Here is a 15,637-nt window from a genome sequence, read left to right on the forward strand (position 1 = left end):
ACTATTTTACCTCCACAGCAAGAGCACGTGATATCGCTTCGTAGACAGCTCTGGCGGCGATAAAGTCCGACGCATCATCGTTTGGGACGGGGCATAGTTCAACAGCGTCCATTCCAACGACAGTCTTCATGGAAAAAAGCCAGGAAAGGATATCAATCAGGTCGTCCCAGTTCAAACCACCAGGCTCAGGAGTCCCGACCGCCCTGATAACAGAAGGGTCGATTCCGTCAAAGTCGAGCGAAAGATACACCCTGGCTGGAAGCTTTTCCACAGCATGCTTCGCGTCGATGCCCCAGCGGTTGAACACCTCGACATCGTCGCTTTCATCTATAAATCTTTTTTCATCGATCGAATAACTTCTAACACCGATCTCAACGATGTTTCCGAACGAAAGTGAATTCCTTGCAGCACATGCGTGGCTCTCTGTGTCTCCGAGATACTCGCGTCGCAAGTCGGCATGAGCATCCAGCCACACTATGCCGATCTCTCCATAATCCATCGCTTCCAGGATCCAGGGCGTTATCGAATGTTCACCGCCCAGAAAACAGGTAAAAACCGATGCAAGAGTCTCCCTGTTCGAAGAAATAAAATCAATCAGTTCATTTTTCGTTTCGAGACCACCATCAAGAGTAACGATACCAGCCCCCTTGAGGTCGATATCGACAGACGGATTATACGATTCGATCTGCCTGGATGCATTCAATAGCGCAGCAGGAGCTTTTCCGGTCCCCTTTATATAGGAAGTTGATAGTTCGATCGGAACGGGAACTACACAGGCCCGGGGCGGCCCACTACAGGCTACTTCATCCCCCAGAAATTCATGACTTGTCCTGATCATAAGGGTGACACCTTCAACGTCCCGGACTTCATCTGTAATCGCAGAATACAGCCGCTGCTATCACCGTCGTCCATTTCCCGTCCTCACCTCTCGATGTCTGAGCGATATTGGTTGTCTTTACTATATCCCCACCTATCATGAACTCCTGCTTTCGCTCGTCCCATGCCTTGTCGAGGTCTATCTCGATACCCAGCGTTGTGGCCAGCATCGACGCGGCCAGATCCTCAGTGTAATCACCGAGTGGTTTCCTGGTTTTCCCAAAAGTATGATGTTCGGAGATGTATCCATACTTGCTGTCGTCTCTGGGCAGTGACACTCCTACCGCGCTTCCGATGAGTCGGTTCGGTTCGTTCGAACTATTCTTGCTGAGCACACAGAAAACGACTTCACCCGGTTCCAGGAGTTGTATCCCGATTGCTCGCTTGACCAACTTGCACCTGGGGGGAAATATGCTCGATACCTGCACGAGATTGAGATGCGCTATGCCGGCATCTCTAAGGGCAAACTCAAAACTCGTAAGTTTCTCCCTGTGCTTACCAGTTCCCCTGGTAAGAAAGATTTTTGATGGAACATTTTTTTTCAATCAAGGCTCCTCACCGCTGATCGTCTCTTTCCCCATCCTGATCAAACATCAGACGACAATACCTTAAAACCGGATCCTGCCGTGATATCGACCGGGGAGTATTATCATCACGGAAAGAAAGAATGTCAATAAAGAAAGCGGGGAGAACTGCTCCCCGCTTTTACTTCAATTACTGAATATTACTATTACCTGATATTACTACTTCTTTTTGGCCCTGGCCTTCTTCTTTGGTTTGGCCTTGACCTTCTTCTTGGCTTTAGCCTTGACCTTTTTCTTGGCCTTGGCTTTTACCTTCTTCTTGGCTTTAGCCTTGACCTTTTTCTTGGCCTTGGCTTTTACCTTCTTCTTGGCTTTAGCCTTGACCTTTTTCTTGGCCTTGGCTTTTACCTTCTTCTTGGCTTTAGCCTTGACCTTTTTCTTGGCCTTGGCTTTTACCTTCTTCTTGACTTTGGCTTTGACCTTCTTGGCTTTGACTTTTGTCTTAGCCTTTACCTTCTTCTTGGCCTTCGCCTTAGTCTTGGCTTTCTTTTTGGTTTTGGCCTTAGCCTTAGTAGCCATCTTGCCCACCCCTTTGAAAAAGTTGAAAGCCTGCCATCGAACATCCTGCTTTCACTCTCTGTATGTCGACGCAATGGTGAAAATGTGAAAGCGTTTATTTATAGATGACACATGTTATTCATGAGAGAAAAAAAGTGTCAAGACTTTATTGAAAAAATACAAAGAAAAATTAAAAATATTTTTTAAAGTTTGCGTTCGATTCACTCACATTGACATGAAATTTCTCTGCTGATATAGTGACTGAAGTTTACAAACTCAACAGATGGGTAGCACATGAATAATCCAACAGCTGTCTTTTTGAAAAATGAAAATGATCTCTGCCAGTTTCTGAAGACCGAATTCAGTAAAATATATCCGCAAGGTTCGAGAGTGCTGATCAAACTACACATGGGTGAACCAGGCAACAAGCATTACATCAAAGCAAAACTCGCGGGGAAGATAATCGACCTGCTCAAAGATAATGAATGCGAACCTTTCTTCTTCGATACACCTGTGGTGTACAACAGCCCACGCAACAATCCGGAAGATTACCTCAAGGTAGCGGCCGACCACGGATACAGCAGGGAGAGCCTCGGCGTTCCCGTCGTCATCAACGACAAAAGCACAAAGGTTAGCGGCAACCAAATGGAATATGGTCTCGCGAGTTCCCCGCTGGAAGTCGATGGCGTTCTCCTCCTGACACACTTCAAGGGTCATATGTGTTCGGGAATAGGAGGTTCGATCAAGAACGTAGGCATGGGATGTATGTCAAAAGAAACGAAGGGTGCTATCCACGCCGGGGGAGAACCTGTATACACTGACGGATGCACTGAATGCGGCGCATGCGTTGATAATTGCCCCACCGATAATATTCGGCTTGATGAAGGGCGTCCGTGGTTCGATGTGAACTGGTGTCCCGGATGCAGTAATTGTATTCTCTCATGTCCTGTTGATGCCATCAGACCAAAGACTGGCATCTTCGACAGACTTCTTTCTGAGGCAGCCGTTCTCGCTCACAATAGATTCAATAATGTCTACGCGATCAATGTCATGAAAGGCATGACAAAACTTTGCGACTGCGTGGCCGATTCAGGACCCGTACTGGTTGAAGACGCGGGGTTCGTCTGCGCGCCAGACATGCTGACGGCCGATATCGCTTCGCTGGAACTGCTCAAACAGAAAACAGGCAAAGAAGATATTTTTCAGGAACACAACAAGGTCTCGTCATGGGGTCACGTTCGCGAGACAGCATCACTTTTGAACAGAGACATGAAAGTTGAGATAAAAGAAATTCCCTGAGAGGCAAACCCGGACAATGAGATCCTCGACGATTAAAATCGGTATCCTGATAACACTGGCCCTGCTCGTATTAGTATCGTCTTCCGTTATCACTTCGGCCGGCCAGCTACCGCGACTCCAGCTGAAAGGTGTCCCCTTCCATTTTCATCTCGACTCAGAAGCTGCCGGAAATCCAGAGAATGCAGGAGACACCGTTATAGTATCAATTAAAGGTGATGTGGTATTCGAAGGGCCCTTTTCCACTCTTGTTTCCGATGGGATCGAACTGGTATTCAACGACACCGGCATCCAAAACGTCGAGATATCAGGAATGAAGACTCCGCCCATCTTCCGGTTCAGGGTGATACACGGCTGGCTGGCTCTTCTTCCTCCGATTGTGGCCATCGTCTTCGCTCTCGCTTTCAAACAGGTAGTGATCGCTCTGCTCGCGGGCGTATGGCTGGGGTCACTTGTCGTGACAGGATTTCACCCTGTCATCTCCATTACGCGCATTGTGGATCACTACGTGATCAATACTCTGTCAGGACCGGAAGAAGGGGCCGATCACATGTCGATACTCATCTTCACTCTTCTGCTTGGAGGAATGGTAGGTATCACTTCGAGGATGGGAGGCATGCAAGGCATCGTAGCGCGTGTCTCGAAGCTCGCAACAAGCGCGCGACGGGGACAGTTTACCGTCTGGCTTATGGGCATGATCATATTTTTCGATGACTATACAAACACACTCATCGTCGGCAACTCGACAAGACCACTCACCGACAGGCTCAGGATCTCGCGGGAAAAATTATCATACATCGTAGATTCCACTGCGGCTCCGATAACCGCGCTGGCCGTCATTACGAGCTGGATAGGTTTTCAGATCTCCCTTATCAACCAGTCGTTCGTCTCGATGGGCGTTGAACGAAACCCGCTCACCACTTTTGTTTCATCTCTTCCCTTCAGTCTGTATCCGATCCTCGCCGTATTTTTCGTCCTGCTGATCGTAGTATCCGGAAGAGACTACTCCCTTATGCTCAAGGCTGAAAGAAGAGCAAGGTCAACGGGAAAGGTAAACAGCGACGATGCTGTCCCCCTTTCCACTCTTGACTCCGACGCGATCTCACTCGCGGAAGGAGTCACGCCAAGGCTTGTCAACGGCATCCTGCCGATCGGCACGGTCATTGTCGTCACACTGGTCGGGTTGCTGGTGACTGGACACTCATCTCTCATCGACTCGGGAGTCGAGTCGTTCGGCATCTTCGATATGCTGAAGGAGTCGAACTCATTCACCGCTCTTCTCTGGAGTTCATTCGCCGGTTGTCTGGTTGCCGCCCTCCTCGCGCTTTCCCAGAGACTGCTTGATGTCCGGGAGACTGTGAATGCATGGGTGAACGGCATCAAATCGATGGTCACTGCCTTCGTCATCCTTGTATTGGCGTGGTGCATCGGCATGGTGTGCGTCGAACTGCATACGGCAGGTTTTCTCGTTCATCACCTGGCGGGCATACTCTCTCCCCGGTTCCTTCCCCTGTTCGTTTTCCTGCTTGCGATCGGGATCTCGTTTTCTACCGGCACTTCCTGGGGCACCATGTCGATCCTGACTCCGATAGTGATCCCCCTCGTCTACGGCACGGCCTCTGCAGCAGGACTCACTGCGATGGAAATGGAACCGGTACTCCTGGCTTCGATAGCGGCCATCCTGTCCGGCGCGGTATTCGGCGACCATTGCTCTCCGATCTCGGACACGACTATAATGTCGTCGATGGCATCCGGCGCGGATCATATAGACCATGTCAGGACTCAGCTGCCCTATGCTCTGACAGTCGGCATCGTCTCACTCATATGCGGATATCTTTTGACCGCTTTTGGCCTGCCCGCTCCACTTTCCCTTCTTGTCTCGATAGTCACCCTTATCCTGATCGTATACCTGTTCGGCAAAAGATCTGAAGGACCTGCATGAGCCCGATCGATAAGAGAATCGACCGCGGAATGAGTCTGGAGATCCTCAAGATGTCCGGCCCGATAGCTATAGGAGCGTTATCCAGCACGATGCTCAACATAGTCGATACCGCGATGGTCGGTCGCCTTGGCGATGTCGCTCTGGGCGCGGTCGGCCTGGGATCCTTTTTCACCCTGGTCATGATACTTGTCTTCGGCTCGCTCAACATCGGCACACAGGCCATCACTTCCCGGCGCCTGGGTGAAGGCAGGCAGGAGGAGTTTCCTCGAATCGCCGTGAACTCCGCCATACTGGCTCTCGCCATCGGATCGATCATATCGGTGGTCGGCTACTTCCTCTCACCATGGATATTCTCGCTTCTATCGGGCAATGCCGAGATCGTCCGGGTGGGCACTCCATATCTTATGATACGGTTCACCGGTCAGTTCGCCATGGTACCCATGATCACTCTAAGCGGTTTCGTGTTCGGGATGGGAAGAGTCCGGATCCACATGGTCGTATCAATTCTGGTCAACATCCTGAATATCATCCTGAACTGGTTTCTGATCTTCGGGCACTGGATCTTCCCACGGATGGAAGTACGGGGCGCGGCCATAGCATCCGTACTGTCGATGATCGCTGGCCTGATAGTATTTATTATAGTCATCTACATCCGGATCATCCGGCCGATCGGACTCAGGCGAGGGAGACCACTCGTATCAGGCAACCTTATGGGCCGGATCATAAAGATATCCCTTCCCAGGGCGATGCAGTCCCTTTCGATGACGGGCTTTATCATCTTTCTCAGCCTCACGGGCAGGATCGGCGTCGCGGAACTGGCCATCAGCAATATCATCTTCAAGGCCTTCAACTTCGCCTTCATGATGGGAATGTCGATTGGAACTGCCTCCGCTACCCTGGCAGGCAGGAGCCTTGGAGAAGGAAAAGAGACGATGGCTGTACGATACGGATGGCACTCGGCCGGAATCGGCGCGATCATCATGGGGCTGATCGGCACTGCTTTCATGTTCTTTCCGAGAGAGATCATGAGCATTTTCACCGATTCACCCCTGACGGTAGAAAAGGGCGTCCTGCCATTCCGCATTCTGGGGATATTCCAGTTCATTGACGGAGTCGGCATCGTCCTTTCAAGGACCCTGCAGGGAACAGGGACTACGATGTACGTGATGATCTCGGAAATGATCTGTATCTGGCTTGTAATGGTCCCCCTCACCTGGGTATCCGTGGAATTGCTCGGTGGCAGCCTCTTCCTGGCATGGACAGGCCTTTACGCATACATGACCTGTTTTGCCATTCTGATGGCCTGGAAATTCAAAGAAGGCAGCTGGATAAAGGTCCGCGTCTGATATCACATCCAGGGCGTTCAGCATTCTTGACATTATATATCCATATACGTATATATGATTAGCATATCGGGAGCAGGATGCCGGGGGAGATCTGATAGATATACGAAGAGCGGCCGCTAGAAGGTCGCTTGGCGAAATGGAGTGGACGATGAATGACGCGCTGGGAATCATCATATTTCTCGTCGTCTGGATAGTCGTAATGAAATTCATCCTGCCGAAGGCTGGAGTCCCCACCTGAATGGGCGGGACATGCGACGTCGGGGACCGACGTGAAGACGAAAACAAGGAAAAGAGTGACGACGAGACTGTCGATTGAGAGTGGCTGACTTCTTGTTGCATCAAAACTCAATAGTCAACAGCATCAGCGGAGGGATCGATGCCGATATTCGAGTTCATATGTTCTAAATGCGAAGAACAATTCGAGGAACTGGTGTCCTCTTCTGACAGCAAGGTCAAATGCCCTTTCTGCGGCAGTGCCAGAACGGAGAAACAGTTCTCTTCCTTTTCCAGCAGTTCCTCTTCGGGAGTTCATGGAGGAGGGTGTGCCCCTTCGGGCGGCGGGTGAAGCCCCTTCTGACAAAACGGCGGTCTGCCGTTTTTGAAAATAATGCCTGAAAATACGCCCGGAAGGGAACACCTTCCGGGCTTTCTTTATCTGGTAGCCCCTAGGGGAGTTGAACCCCTGATTCATGGCTGAGAACCATGCGTCCTTACCGCTAGACTAAGGGGCCAGAGTTATCTGGCTGGAGAGGGAGGACTCGAACCCCCATCGGCTGATCCAGAGTCAGCTGTCCTACCGTTGGACGACTCTCCAAAGTTATGCAACAACCTACAAAATTTAATCTTGAAATGCAATAGCCTTTTTTAAATGGTCAGGGCATTTCGACCACGGCTCTGAGTCTTTCAATCGATTTTGTTTTTCCCAGAAGAAAGATCACGTGGAAAATGTCGGGAGATACTTTCTGCCCGCATAACGCCACACGGCAGGGGTGTATCAACTCACCAGCATCCAGCTCCAATCTGTCCGCTAAAGCCCGGAGAGTCTCCTCGATCGTACTCGAATCGAAATACTGCAGTTTTTCGAACTCATCGGCCAGCAAGGACATGTTTTTCCTGCTATCAGGCTCGCTCAAAAAAGCGTGGAACGCATTTTCGTCAATCTCAAACTCATCTGTATAGAAATATCTGAGCATTCCCGGAATGTCCTTCAGCAGCTTCAGTCTGTTCCCGAAGATATTTATTATCCAGGCCAGCCTTGTGAACTCCTTCTGATCGAATCTGCCCTTTCGCCATCCGTTACCACCACTCTCAACCGTTTCCGTACCGGAAACCAATTTCAGATCGACCGGCATTTCAGTATCCACTCTGAACTCAGGCGGAATAAGGCCATTCTCCTCCATTGCCCTGTATATCACAACGGTCTTCGCCGGAAGAGGCATCTTCTTGAAGTGTTCGGCATTCATATGCTCCATCCTGGCCAGGTCGAACACAGCGGGATTCTTTGATACTTTTTTCAGGGAGAATTTCTCGATGAGGGACTTTCTTTCGAAATATTCACGCTTCCCGTCCAGCGACCATCCCAGAAGAGCGAGATAGTTGATCATGGCGACAGGAAGATAATGGCTTTCCTTATAGAAATCTATCGACGTCGCACCGTGCCTCTTGCTCAATCTGGTCCTGTCCTCGCCCAGGATCATCGGGAGATGAACAAACTTCGGCAGCCTGAAACCGAGCGCCAGATAAAGGTGTGCCTGCCGGGGAGTATTCGATATATGATCGTCCCCCCTGATAACATGGCTTATCTTCATCCGCGCGTCGTCGACGACCACGGCGAAATTATACGTGGGGTGTCCATCGGATTTTATGATCACGAAATCGTCGAGATCTGAATTCGCAAAGCTGAAATCGCCCCTCACGATATCACGAAATCGGATCTCACCCTCATCGGGCATCCGGAACCGGACGACATGTGGCTGCCCGGCAGCGAGCCTCTCCTCCACCTCCATGGAGCTGAGGCCACGGCAGGTACCGTCGTATTTAGGGTCGAGCTTGTCCTTCCGGGCTTTTTCTCTTTTCACTGCCAGCTCGTCCGGGTCGCAGAAGCAATAATATGCCTTACCCTCGCCGATTATTCTGCTGGCGTCCGTATGATAAAGGACTCCTCTGGCCGATTGTATGTAGGGGCCGTATTCTCCCCCCACATCCGGGCCCTCGTCCCAGTCAAGGCCGAGCCATCTCATTCCCCTGAGAATACCCTCGTACGATTCGCTGGTAGACCTGCTGGCATCCGTATCTTCGATCCTGAGGATGAAAGTGCCGCCTGTCTTCCTTGCATACAGCCAGTTAAACAGCGCCGTCCTCGCTCCTCCCACGTGAAGGTGGCCTGTGGGACTCGGTGCGAATCTGACCCTTATCTCACTGTTCTCCGCTGACATTTTCTCTATCTGTCCTCTCCGGGTCTTCCCCTCGGAACTTCCTTGAGATAGACCGAAAAATCATCCTTAAGCCTTATCTTTTCTATTAATGATCCGTAATCCATCCCAAAGACCTCTCCCGAAGCCTGATCGAAACTCTTTCCTTCTCCCAGTTTTCCGACAAAAGACACGATCTCTCTTAGAGTGAATGACTCCATCAGCCTCTCCACCATCAAATATGATATATAAAAAGAGACCCTTACAAACGCCCTGTCCTCAGCCAGATCGAGATAATTGTCCAGTTCCTCCACCGAAGGATTGAAGCCGAGCATCTCAGTCTCAAACTCTATCGCCTGCATCTGAAGGATCGATTTCTCATTTGCGACAAAAGAAGAGATTCCTTCCCTTAACCAGGTCGGTATCTTTCCGCCAGATTTCCTGTTGAGGGCCATCTGCGCCAGCTTCTGGGTCAACCCTATCTGTGACAATGAACGACGCGTAAAAATATCATACCTTTTCATCATGACATTGAAGGGCATGAAATACAGGGTGTCTCCATGATTGATTCCGTAGTACCACCATTCTTTTCTTGTCAGGTATTTATACTCATCAAGGTCCTTCGCGCCGATAATGACTACCTGCCCATCAGCCGGCCTTCCAATATGTTTGACTACATCCTGGTTAGCTTCATAAGCGTATCCGAAATTGTTGGTAGAAATATATTTCGCGATGCCGGAAGGGGGATAGTGAAGCGCTATATCCTTGTTAGCTATGACTCCACCCCGCACAGGGTGGTAATCATCTACTGTGATCCCGTACCCCTCGATCGGCGCAAGAAGAGAATCGGGCACGCGAAAATCTACTTCCGAACCTTCCTTCTTCGAATCACCACCGCATCCGTTGACAAGACCAGCGGCAAGAAGAAATATCATCATGATTGTCAACTTATCCTTCAGCAGGCTCATTATCCTCTCCTTTTTCATACAGGCTTCTGACCATGCGGCCTGTTTCCTCTATCTTCGACCCACTTTCCGATCTCAGGAAAGTTTCCAGTTCTTCCCTGTCGGAGGAGGATGTCTTGAGCCAGTCCCTGGCAAAATCCCCCTTGTTTATTCCTTCGAAAAGTCTTTCCATCGCCTCTTCGGTCTCCGGCGTGATGATGCTCTCGCCGTATTTCAGTCCTCCATATGCTGCCGTACCACTTATCATTTCACGCATCCCGGAAAATCCATTCCTGGTGATCAGGTCTACTATTATCTTTAATTCCTGAACGCATTCGAAATAGGCCACCTCGGGGCTGAACCCCTTCCTGACAAGAAGTTCCCAGGCCTTCTTTACAAGTGCCGGGACTCCTCCACAGAGCACGGCCTGCTCTCCAAATATATCGCTGACAGCCTCTTCCCTGAAGCTGGTCCTGAACCCACCGATTCTGAGACATCCAAGCCCCTCAGCTATGGCCAGCGCGATATCCCAGGCATGGCCGGACACATCGTTCTCCACACCTATCAATCCAGGAAGGCCCGAACCTTCAAGGTATGAACTCCTCACACTTTCACCCTGCCCCTTGGGTGCCACCAGGATGACATCCTGATCCGTCGTTTTGATCTCTCCAAAGGCCACAGCGAATCCATGAGCAAAACAGATGGCCGTGCCGGACCGGAGCCTTTCCGATACGACCTCATCGAAGATCCGACCCTGAACCTCGTCGGGAAGAAGAAACATAAGAACGTCAGCGGTCCTGGCACCATCTTCTATGGACAGGGGAACAAAACCATCCTCTATCGCCTTGTCCCACCCTTTCCCCCCGGACCTGGCTGCCACACTGACATCTATCCCGCTGTCACGCAGGTTCAATGCCTGGGGCCGTCCCTGGTTACCATATCCCATGACAACTACCCGGGTACCATCGAGCACCCCGGTGTCCGCGTCTCTGCTCTTGAGTATCTTCATCCTTTTACCTTCATTTCGGCTCCAAGTATCTATAACAGACTACACTTATAGTAGCAAGTGCATAGTAGAAACCACTTGACAAAGGGCCGTTTTTTTATAGTATTCCCTGAGTGTGGCGGTGTAGCTCAGTTGGTTAGAGCAGCGGAATCATAATCCGCGTGTCCGGGGTTCAAATCCCTGCACCGCCACCAGATGACTTGACCAGATTCACCCCTTCCGAAGAAATCCGATGGAATGCGTTGATAAAGTACTGGATTGGGTGTCACAAAACAGCCTTCTGTCCAGGGGCGACAGGATCATTATCGCTGTCTCAGGAGGTCCGGACTCCATTGCCCTGCTCACTATCCTTCACACTCTCGCTGCAGAACTGGATCTTACACTTGCCGTGGCCCATTACGACCACCTTATCAGGAAAGGGACCGAGCGGGAAAAGAAACTGGTCGAAAGCCGCTGCGCATCTCTCAGTATCCCCTTGATCACTGGATCCGGTGACGTCCCTGCTGCTTCAAAACGAACAGGAAGAGGGATCGAGGAGACGGCCCGCACCATGCGGTACCGCTTTCTGGAAGAGACCGCCACCCGCTGGCATGCCGATTCGGTCGCGCTCGGCCATAACAGAGACGACCAGGTAGAGACGATCCTGCATCATGTCATCCGGGGAACGGGGATGAAAGGCCTCACCGGAATGCCCACAAAAAGGGGAATATTCATCAGGCCTGTCCTCTGCTGTTCGCGCGACGAACTGAGGTCGATGCTTCGTTCCAGAGGTATCCTGTACGCGATCGACCCCAGCAACCGGGATAACACCATCCTGAGAAATCGAATCAGAAACAGACTCCTGCCCCTGCTGAAACGAGAGTTCAACCCATCCATAGATGATTCCCTGTTGAGGATGAGGGAAAATATCTCCGAAGGCTGGAAGACACTTTCGGCTCCGATAGCCGGCCTGCTGAACGGGCTGTCCGAACCGGTCGATCCACGAGGGGAAAAAAGTCACGATATCAAGCACTCGATCAACATCGGTGATGAGAGAGATCTGCCAACTGTCTTATCCATTCCCCTGACCGGACTTTCGGGATTGACCGATTATCAGCTCTACCTGCTTGTCGACAGTGTGCTTCGCGAACATTTTGGAGTGGTCCAGGATATGGAGAAATCTCATTTCGACGCGGCAAAGAAACTTGTCAGGAATGGGCGGTCAGGAAGCAGAACGAGGTTTCCTCACGGCATTTCTCTATACCGTGAACAGGAAAATATCAGATTTGCTCTTACATCCATTGAAAAGACACCACCGATCGACAAAGAGATCCTGATTCCGGGAGAAGGGACATACCCGCTACTTCCATGGTTTGAAGAGGCCGTTTTCGAAAGGATCTCAAATCCTGATGCAGGGAAGTCAGGAGGCAGTTCCAGCGACCATGAGATCACAATCACCCTGAGACCATCGGGGTTTCCACTCAGATTCAGAAAAAGGAGGCCAGGAGACAGGCTGATCCCTCTGGGAATGAAGGGACGCAAAAAACTCAGCGACATCTTCATCGACAGCAAAATACCTCTTCACAGAAGAGACCTTATACCTGTGATGGAAGATCCCGATGGAATCGTGTGGGTGCCGGGTGTCGTGACAGCCGAGAGGGCCAGGATCGGGAAAAAGGGCAAATACGCTCTTCGCGTGAGCTTGATCAAAGACTCCAGTGACAATAGAGCCGGCCTCGATCGTAAAAAATTCAAAAAATGAATGTGCCCGTCTGAAGTTTGTGCTAGAATTCCCCGAAAGCAATCGATGACCTCTTTTTAAAGACCGGGTATGATTGAATACAGGGAAATAATCTCGTCAGAAAAGATAAGCGGCAGGGTCAGGGAACTCGCGAGTGAGATATCGAAAGACTACAGTGACTCCGTCCCCCTCTTCATAACCCTCCTCAAGGGGGCCTTTATTTTCACAGCAGACCTCGTTCGCAACCTCTCGATTCCTCACGAGATCGATTTTATAACGCTTTACAGCTACGATAACGGCAGGCGCAGGAGCGACGATGTCAGAATGGTGAACCACCTCAGGACCGACCTCGCCGGAAGAGATATCATCCTGATAGACGAAATAGTCGACACAGGACACACCCTCACCAGACTTATCGAAACGATTGAAAAACAACCAGTAAACAGCGTCAGGATCTGCACACTGCTCGACAAACCATCGGCCCGAAAAGCTGAAGTCCCTGTTCATTACAGTGGATTCAAGATTCCTGACATATTCGTCGTCGGCTATGGCCTGGACTACAGGGAGAGGTACAGAAATCTTCCCTTCATAGCGGAAGTGACGATTACTGATAAGGAAAAATCAATATCTGCCGATAAGAACGGTCAGATACTGAAAGGATGAGCATCCATGATTACCGGGCAATACCGGCCCCGGTAAACCTCCATGAACGAGCCATGATCCAGCATGGGACATGAACGGGATTTAGAGTTATGCCCGTTCAATATTCTTGGACAACTGCGGGATTTTTGTTTATCTTGCTTGATAGTAACTTTAATTAAAACTAGAGGATGTTGATGTATAACATGGACAAGAAAAGAAAAGACAAAGATCCGCAGAAAAAATGGATTCCTCCAGTAGGGGGACCGGGTGGACAGAAGCCATCCAGATCCATGGCGCTATGGATCATGGTAGTGATCCTTTTCTTCCTGGCCTATCTGATGTTCAACTCAGCCAGGGAAAAAGAATGGCCTATAAATTACACTCAGTTCATCACCGAAGTCGGCAACGGCAACATCGAAAGTGTCAAGATAAAGGGGCTGGAGGTAAGGGGTAGATTACTCAGCCCTATAATCATTCCCACCGGTGGGGAAGGCACATCGATAACAAGCTTCAAGGTTGTACTGCCTGCAGAGGACAAGGACCTCCCCCAGAAGATCTGGGACAGCAATCCCGATGTTACGATCGAGGGAGAGTTCCCGGGCAGCTCCATCTGGGTCAAGGCACTCGCTACAGCCCTGCCCCTCATCGCTCTGCTGGTCTTGTGGGTCATACTCATGAGAAATATGCAGTCCGGAGGGAACAAGGCATTCTCGTTCGGGAAAAGCAAGGCCAAGATGGTGGGCTCGAACGTCCCAAAGGTGACTTTCAGCGATGTGGCCGGCGCTGACGAGGCAAAGGAAGAGCTTCAGGAGATAATTGAGTTCCTTAAGGATCCGAAGAAATTTCAAAAACTGGGAGGAAGGATACCCAAGGGAGTTATCCTTCTGGGACCTCCGGGAACAGGCAAGACTCTACTGGCCAAGGCGGTAGCGGGCGAGGCCGACGCGCCGTTCTTCAGTATGAGCGGCTCGGATTTCGTCGAGATGTTCGTCGGAGTCGGCGCGAGCCGAGTGCGCGATCTTTTTGATAAGGGCAAGAAACACGCTCCCTGCATACTCTTTATCGACGAACTCGACGCTGTTGGAAGACAGAGAGGAGCTGGGCTCGGTGGCGGACATGACGAACGCGAGCAGACTCTCAATCAACTGCTGGTGGAGATGGATGGATTCGAGACAAACGAAGGAGTCATCCTCCTCGCGGCGACCAACAGGCCCGACGTACTCGACCCGGCCCTTCTCAGGCCCGGCAGATTCGACAGAAGAGTAGTTGTCGACATGCCCGATATGCGGGGCAGGCTCGGAATCCTCAAAGTACACGTCCGGAATGTCCCCCTTGCCGATGATGTCGATCTCGAAATACTCGCGCGAGGTACTCCCGGGATGTCCGGCGCCGATATTGCCAACCTGGTGAACGAGGCAGCCCTGAGGGCGGCGAGGCTAAGCAAGGATAATGTCTACATGGACGATTTTGAGGAGGCCAAAGACAAGGTATTCCTCGGACCGGAACGCAGAAGCAGAGTCGTCAAGGAGGACACGCGAAGAATGACCGCCTATCACGAGGCAGGCCATACTATCGTCGGATCTTTCCTTGAAAATGCCGATCAGCTGCATAAGGTCACTATCATCCAGAGAACGATGGCTGGAGGCGTCACTTTTTTCCTTCCGGACGACGATCGGCTCCTCTACATGTCACGTGATTACCTGATGGATTCGATAGCGATGTCGCTCGGAGGCAGGGTCGCCGAAGAGCTCGTGCTCAAACGCATCGGGACAGGCGCACAGGCAGACATCAAACAGGCTACGGCGATAGCTCGCAAGATGGTGACGCGCTGGGGTATGAGCGAAAAACTCGGCCCGATCGCTTTCGGCGGCAGTGAGGAACATGTATTCCTCGGTCGTGATCTTGCCACCCGCAAGGATTATTCAGAAGAGACGGCACGAGAGATCGACGAGGAAGTCAAAAACATAATCGATATCAGCTACAGAAAAGCCCACGAAATCCTTGCCGAGCATATGGACAGTCTGCATCGTGTCGCCGAAGCGCTGCTGGATCGGGAGTCCCTCGACGCCGAGGAGATAAAGATCCTCATCAGTAATGGGACACTCCCGCCTATGAAGAAGCATGACACCAATAAAGAGGCTCCGCCCGGGATTGACACCGAAGCAGACAAGAGCGAACCTGAAACAGGCACTGAAGAAAAAACAAAACCCGTCGAAGAAGAACCCGGACCAGACAATGTTCCGACGGAAAACACGGAACCTCTGGATTCGGAACCGACCGACGGGGAAATGGAAGACACGCCCGAAGACAGGGGCGGTCCCTGATTAAACTGACATCGTGAGAGTGATCCGCGACGGATGGACCGGTCGGAT

Annotated in this window: 13 protein-coding genes and 3 tRNA genes; 8 read left to right on the plus strand and 8 right to left on the minus strand. The window is 51.0% G+C overall.

All coding sequences use genetic code 11. From position 1 onward, the window contains the following. Position 1: 1 nt before the first annotated feature. The 3 genes from KOO63_06395 to KOO63_06405 form a co-directional block, all read right to left on the minus strand. Positions 2-838, minus strand: a complete 837-nt coding sequence (locus tag KOO63_06395) for an arginase family protein (GenBank protein ID MBU8921433.1) — start codon at positions 836-838, stop codon at positions 2-4. A gap of 28 nt (positions 839-866) precedes the next feature. Continuing rightward, positions 867-1,421 (minus strand): arginine decarboxylase, pyruvoyl-dependent, encoded by a 555-nt coding sequence (locus KOO63_06400; GenBank protein ID MBU8921434.1) that lies wholly within the window; start codon positions 1,419-1,421, stop codon positions 867-869. A 198-nt stretch (positions 1,422-1,619) separates the two neighbouring features. Continuing rightward, complete coding sequence (locus KOO63_06405) at positions 1,620-1,979, minus strand: hypothetical protein (GenBank protein MBU8921435.1); 360 nt, start codon at positions 1,977-1,979, stop codon at positions 1,620-1,622. A 273-nt stretch (positions 1,980-2,252) separates the two neighbouring features. Here KOO63_06405 and KOO63_06410 point away from each other — a divergent pair, with 273 nt between their 5' ends. From KOO63_06410 to KOO63_06425, 4 genes are all read left to right on the plus strand, one after another. Next, on the plus strand, positions 2,253-3,257 hold the full coding sequence (locus KOO63_06410) for a DUF362 domain-containing protein (protein MBU8921436.1): 1,005 nt from the start codon (positions 2,253-2,255) through the stop codon (positions 3,255-3,257). Positions 3,258-3,273: 16 nt separating this feature from the next. Continuing rightward, on the plus strand, positions 3,274-5,196 hold the full coding sequence (locus KOO63_06415; GenBank protein MBU8921437.1) for a Na+/H+ antiporter NhaC family protein: 1,923 nt from the start codon (positions 3,274-3,276) through the stop codon (positions 5,194-5,196). Then, entirely contained in the window at positions 5,193-6,542 is a 1,350-nt protein-coding gene (locus KOO63_06420) for an MATE family efflux transporter (GenBank protein ID MBU8921438.1), read from the plus strand. The genes KOO63_06415 and KOO63_06420 overlap by 4 nt, the downstream gene beginning before the upstream one ends. 376 nt (positions 6,543-6,918) lie before the next feature. Beyond that, positions 6,919-7,107, plus strand: coding sequence for a zinc ribbon domain-containing protein (locus KOO63_06425; protein MBU8921439.1), 189 nt, complete (start codon positions 6,919-6,921; stop codon positions 7,105-7,107). Between the two features lie 91 nt (positions 7,108-7,198). Here KOO63_06425 and KOO63_06430 read toward each other — a convergent pair. From KOO63_06430 to ilvC, 5 genes are all read right to left on the minus strand, one after another. Next, positions 7,199-7,273 (minus strand) — tRNA-Glu (locus KOO63_06430). A 9-nt stretch (positions 7,274-7,282) separates the two neighbouring features. Continuing rightward, positions 7,283-7,356 (minus strand) — tRNA-Gln (locus KOO63_06435). A 58-nt stretch (positions 7,357-7,414) separates the two neighbouring features. Then, positions 7,415-8,977 (minus strand): glutamate--tRNA ligase, encoded by a 1,563-nt coding sequence (gene gltX / locus KOO63_06440; GenBank protein ID MBU8921440.1) that lies wholly within the window; start codon positions 8,975-8,977, stop codon positions 7,415-7,417. A 5-nt stretch (positions 8,978-8,982) separates the two neighbouring features. Next, entirely contained in the window at positions 8,983-9,921 is a 939-nt protein-coding gene (locus KOO63_06445) for a hypothetical protein (protein ID MBU8921441.1), read from the minus strand. Next, complete coding sequence (gene ilvC / locus KOO63_06450) at positions 9,902-10,906, minus strand: ketol-acid reductoisomerase (protein MBU8921442.1); 1,005 nt, start codon at positions 10,904-10,906, stop codon at positions 9,902-9,904. The genes KOO63_06445 and ilvC overlap by 20 nt, the downstream gene beginning before the upstream one ends. A 114-nt stretch (positions 10,907-11,020) precedes the next feature. On the opposite strand from ilvC, the gene KOO63_06455 reads away from it, so the two are divergent. From KOO63_06455 to ftsH, 4 genes are all read left to right on the plus strand, one after another. After that, a tRNA-Met gene (locus KOO63_06455) sits at positions 11,021-11,097 on the plus strand. 38 nt (positions 11,098-11,135) lie between these two features. Continuing rightward, positions 11,136-12,644, plus strand: a complete 1,509-nt coding sequence (tilS, locus tag KOO63_06460) for a tRNA lysidine(34) synthetase TilS (protein MBU8921443.1) — start codon at positions 11,136-11,138, stop codon at positions 12,642-12,644. 69 nt (positions 12,645-12,713) lie between these two features. Beyond that, positions 12,714-13,286 carry a hypoxanthine phosphoribosyltransferase gene (gene hpt / locus KOO63_06465; GenBank protein MBU8921444.1) on the plus strand — a complete coding sequence of 191 codons (573 nt, stop codon included), beginning with the start codon at positions 12,714-12,716 and terminating at the stop codon, positions 13,284-13,286. Between the two features lie 284 nt (positions 13,287-13,570). Then, positions 13,571-15,589: an ATP-dependent zinc metalloprotease FtsH gene (ftsH, locus tag KOO63_06470; protein MBU8921445.1), complete on the plus strand. Its 2,019-nt coding sequence runs from the start codon at positions 13,571-13,573 to the stop codon at positions 15,587-15,589. Positions 15,590-15,637: the final 48 nt, after the last annotated feature.

This window comes from Candidatus Latescibacterota bacterium (genome assembly GCA_019038625.1).
Taxonomy (GTDB): Bacteria; Krumholzibacteriota; Krumholzibacteriia; order Krumholzibacteriales; family Krumholzibacteriaceae; genus JAGLYV01.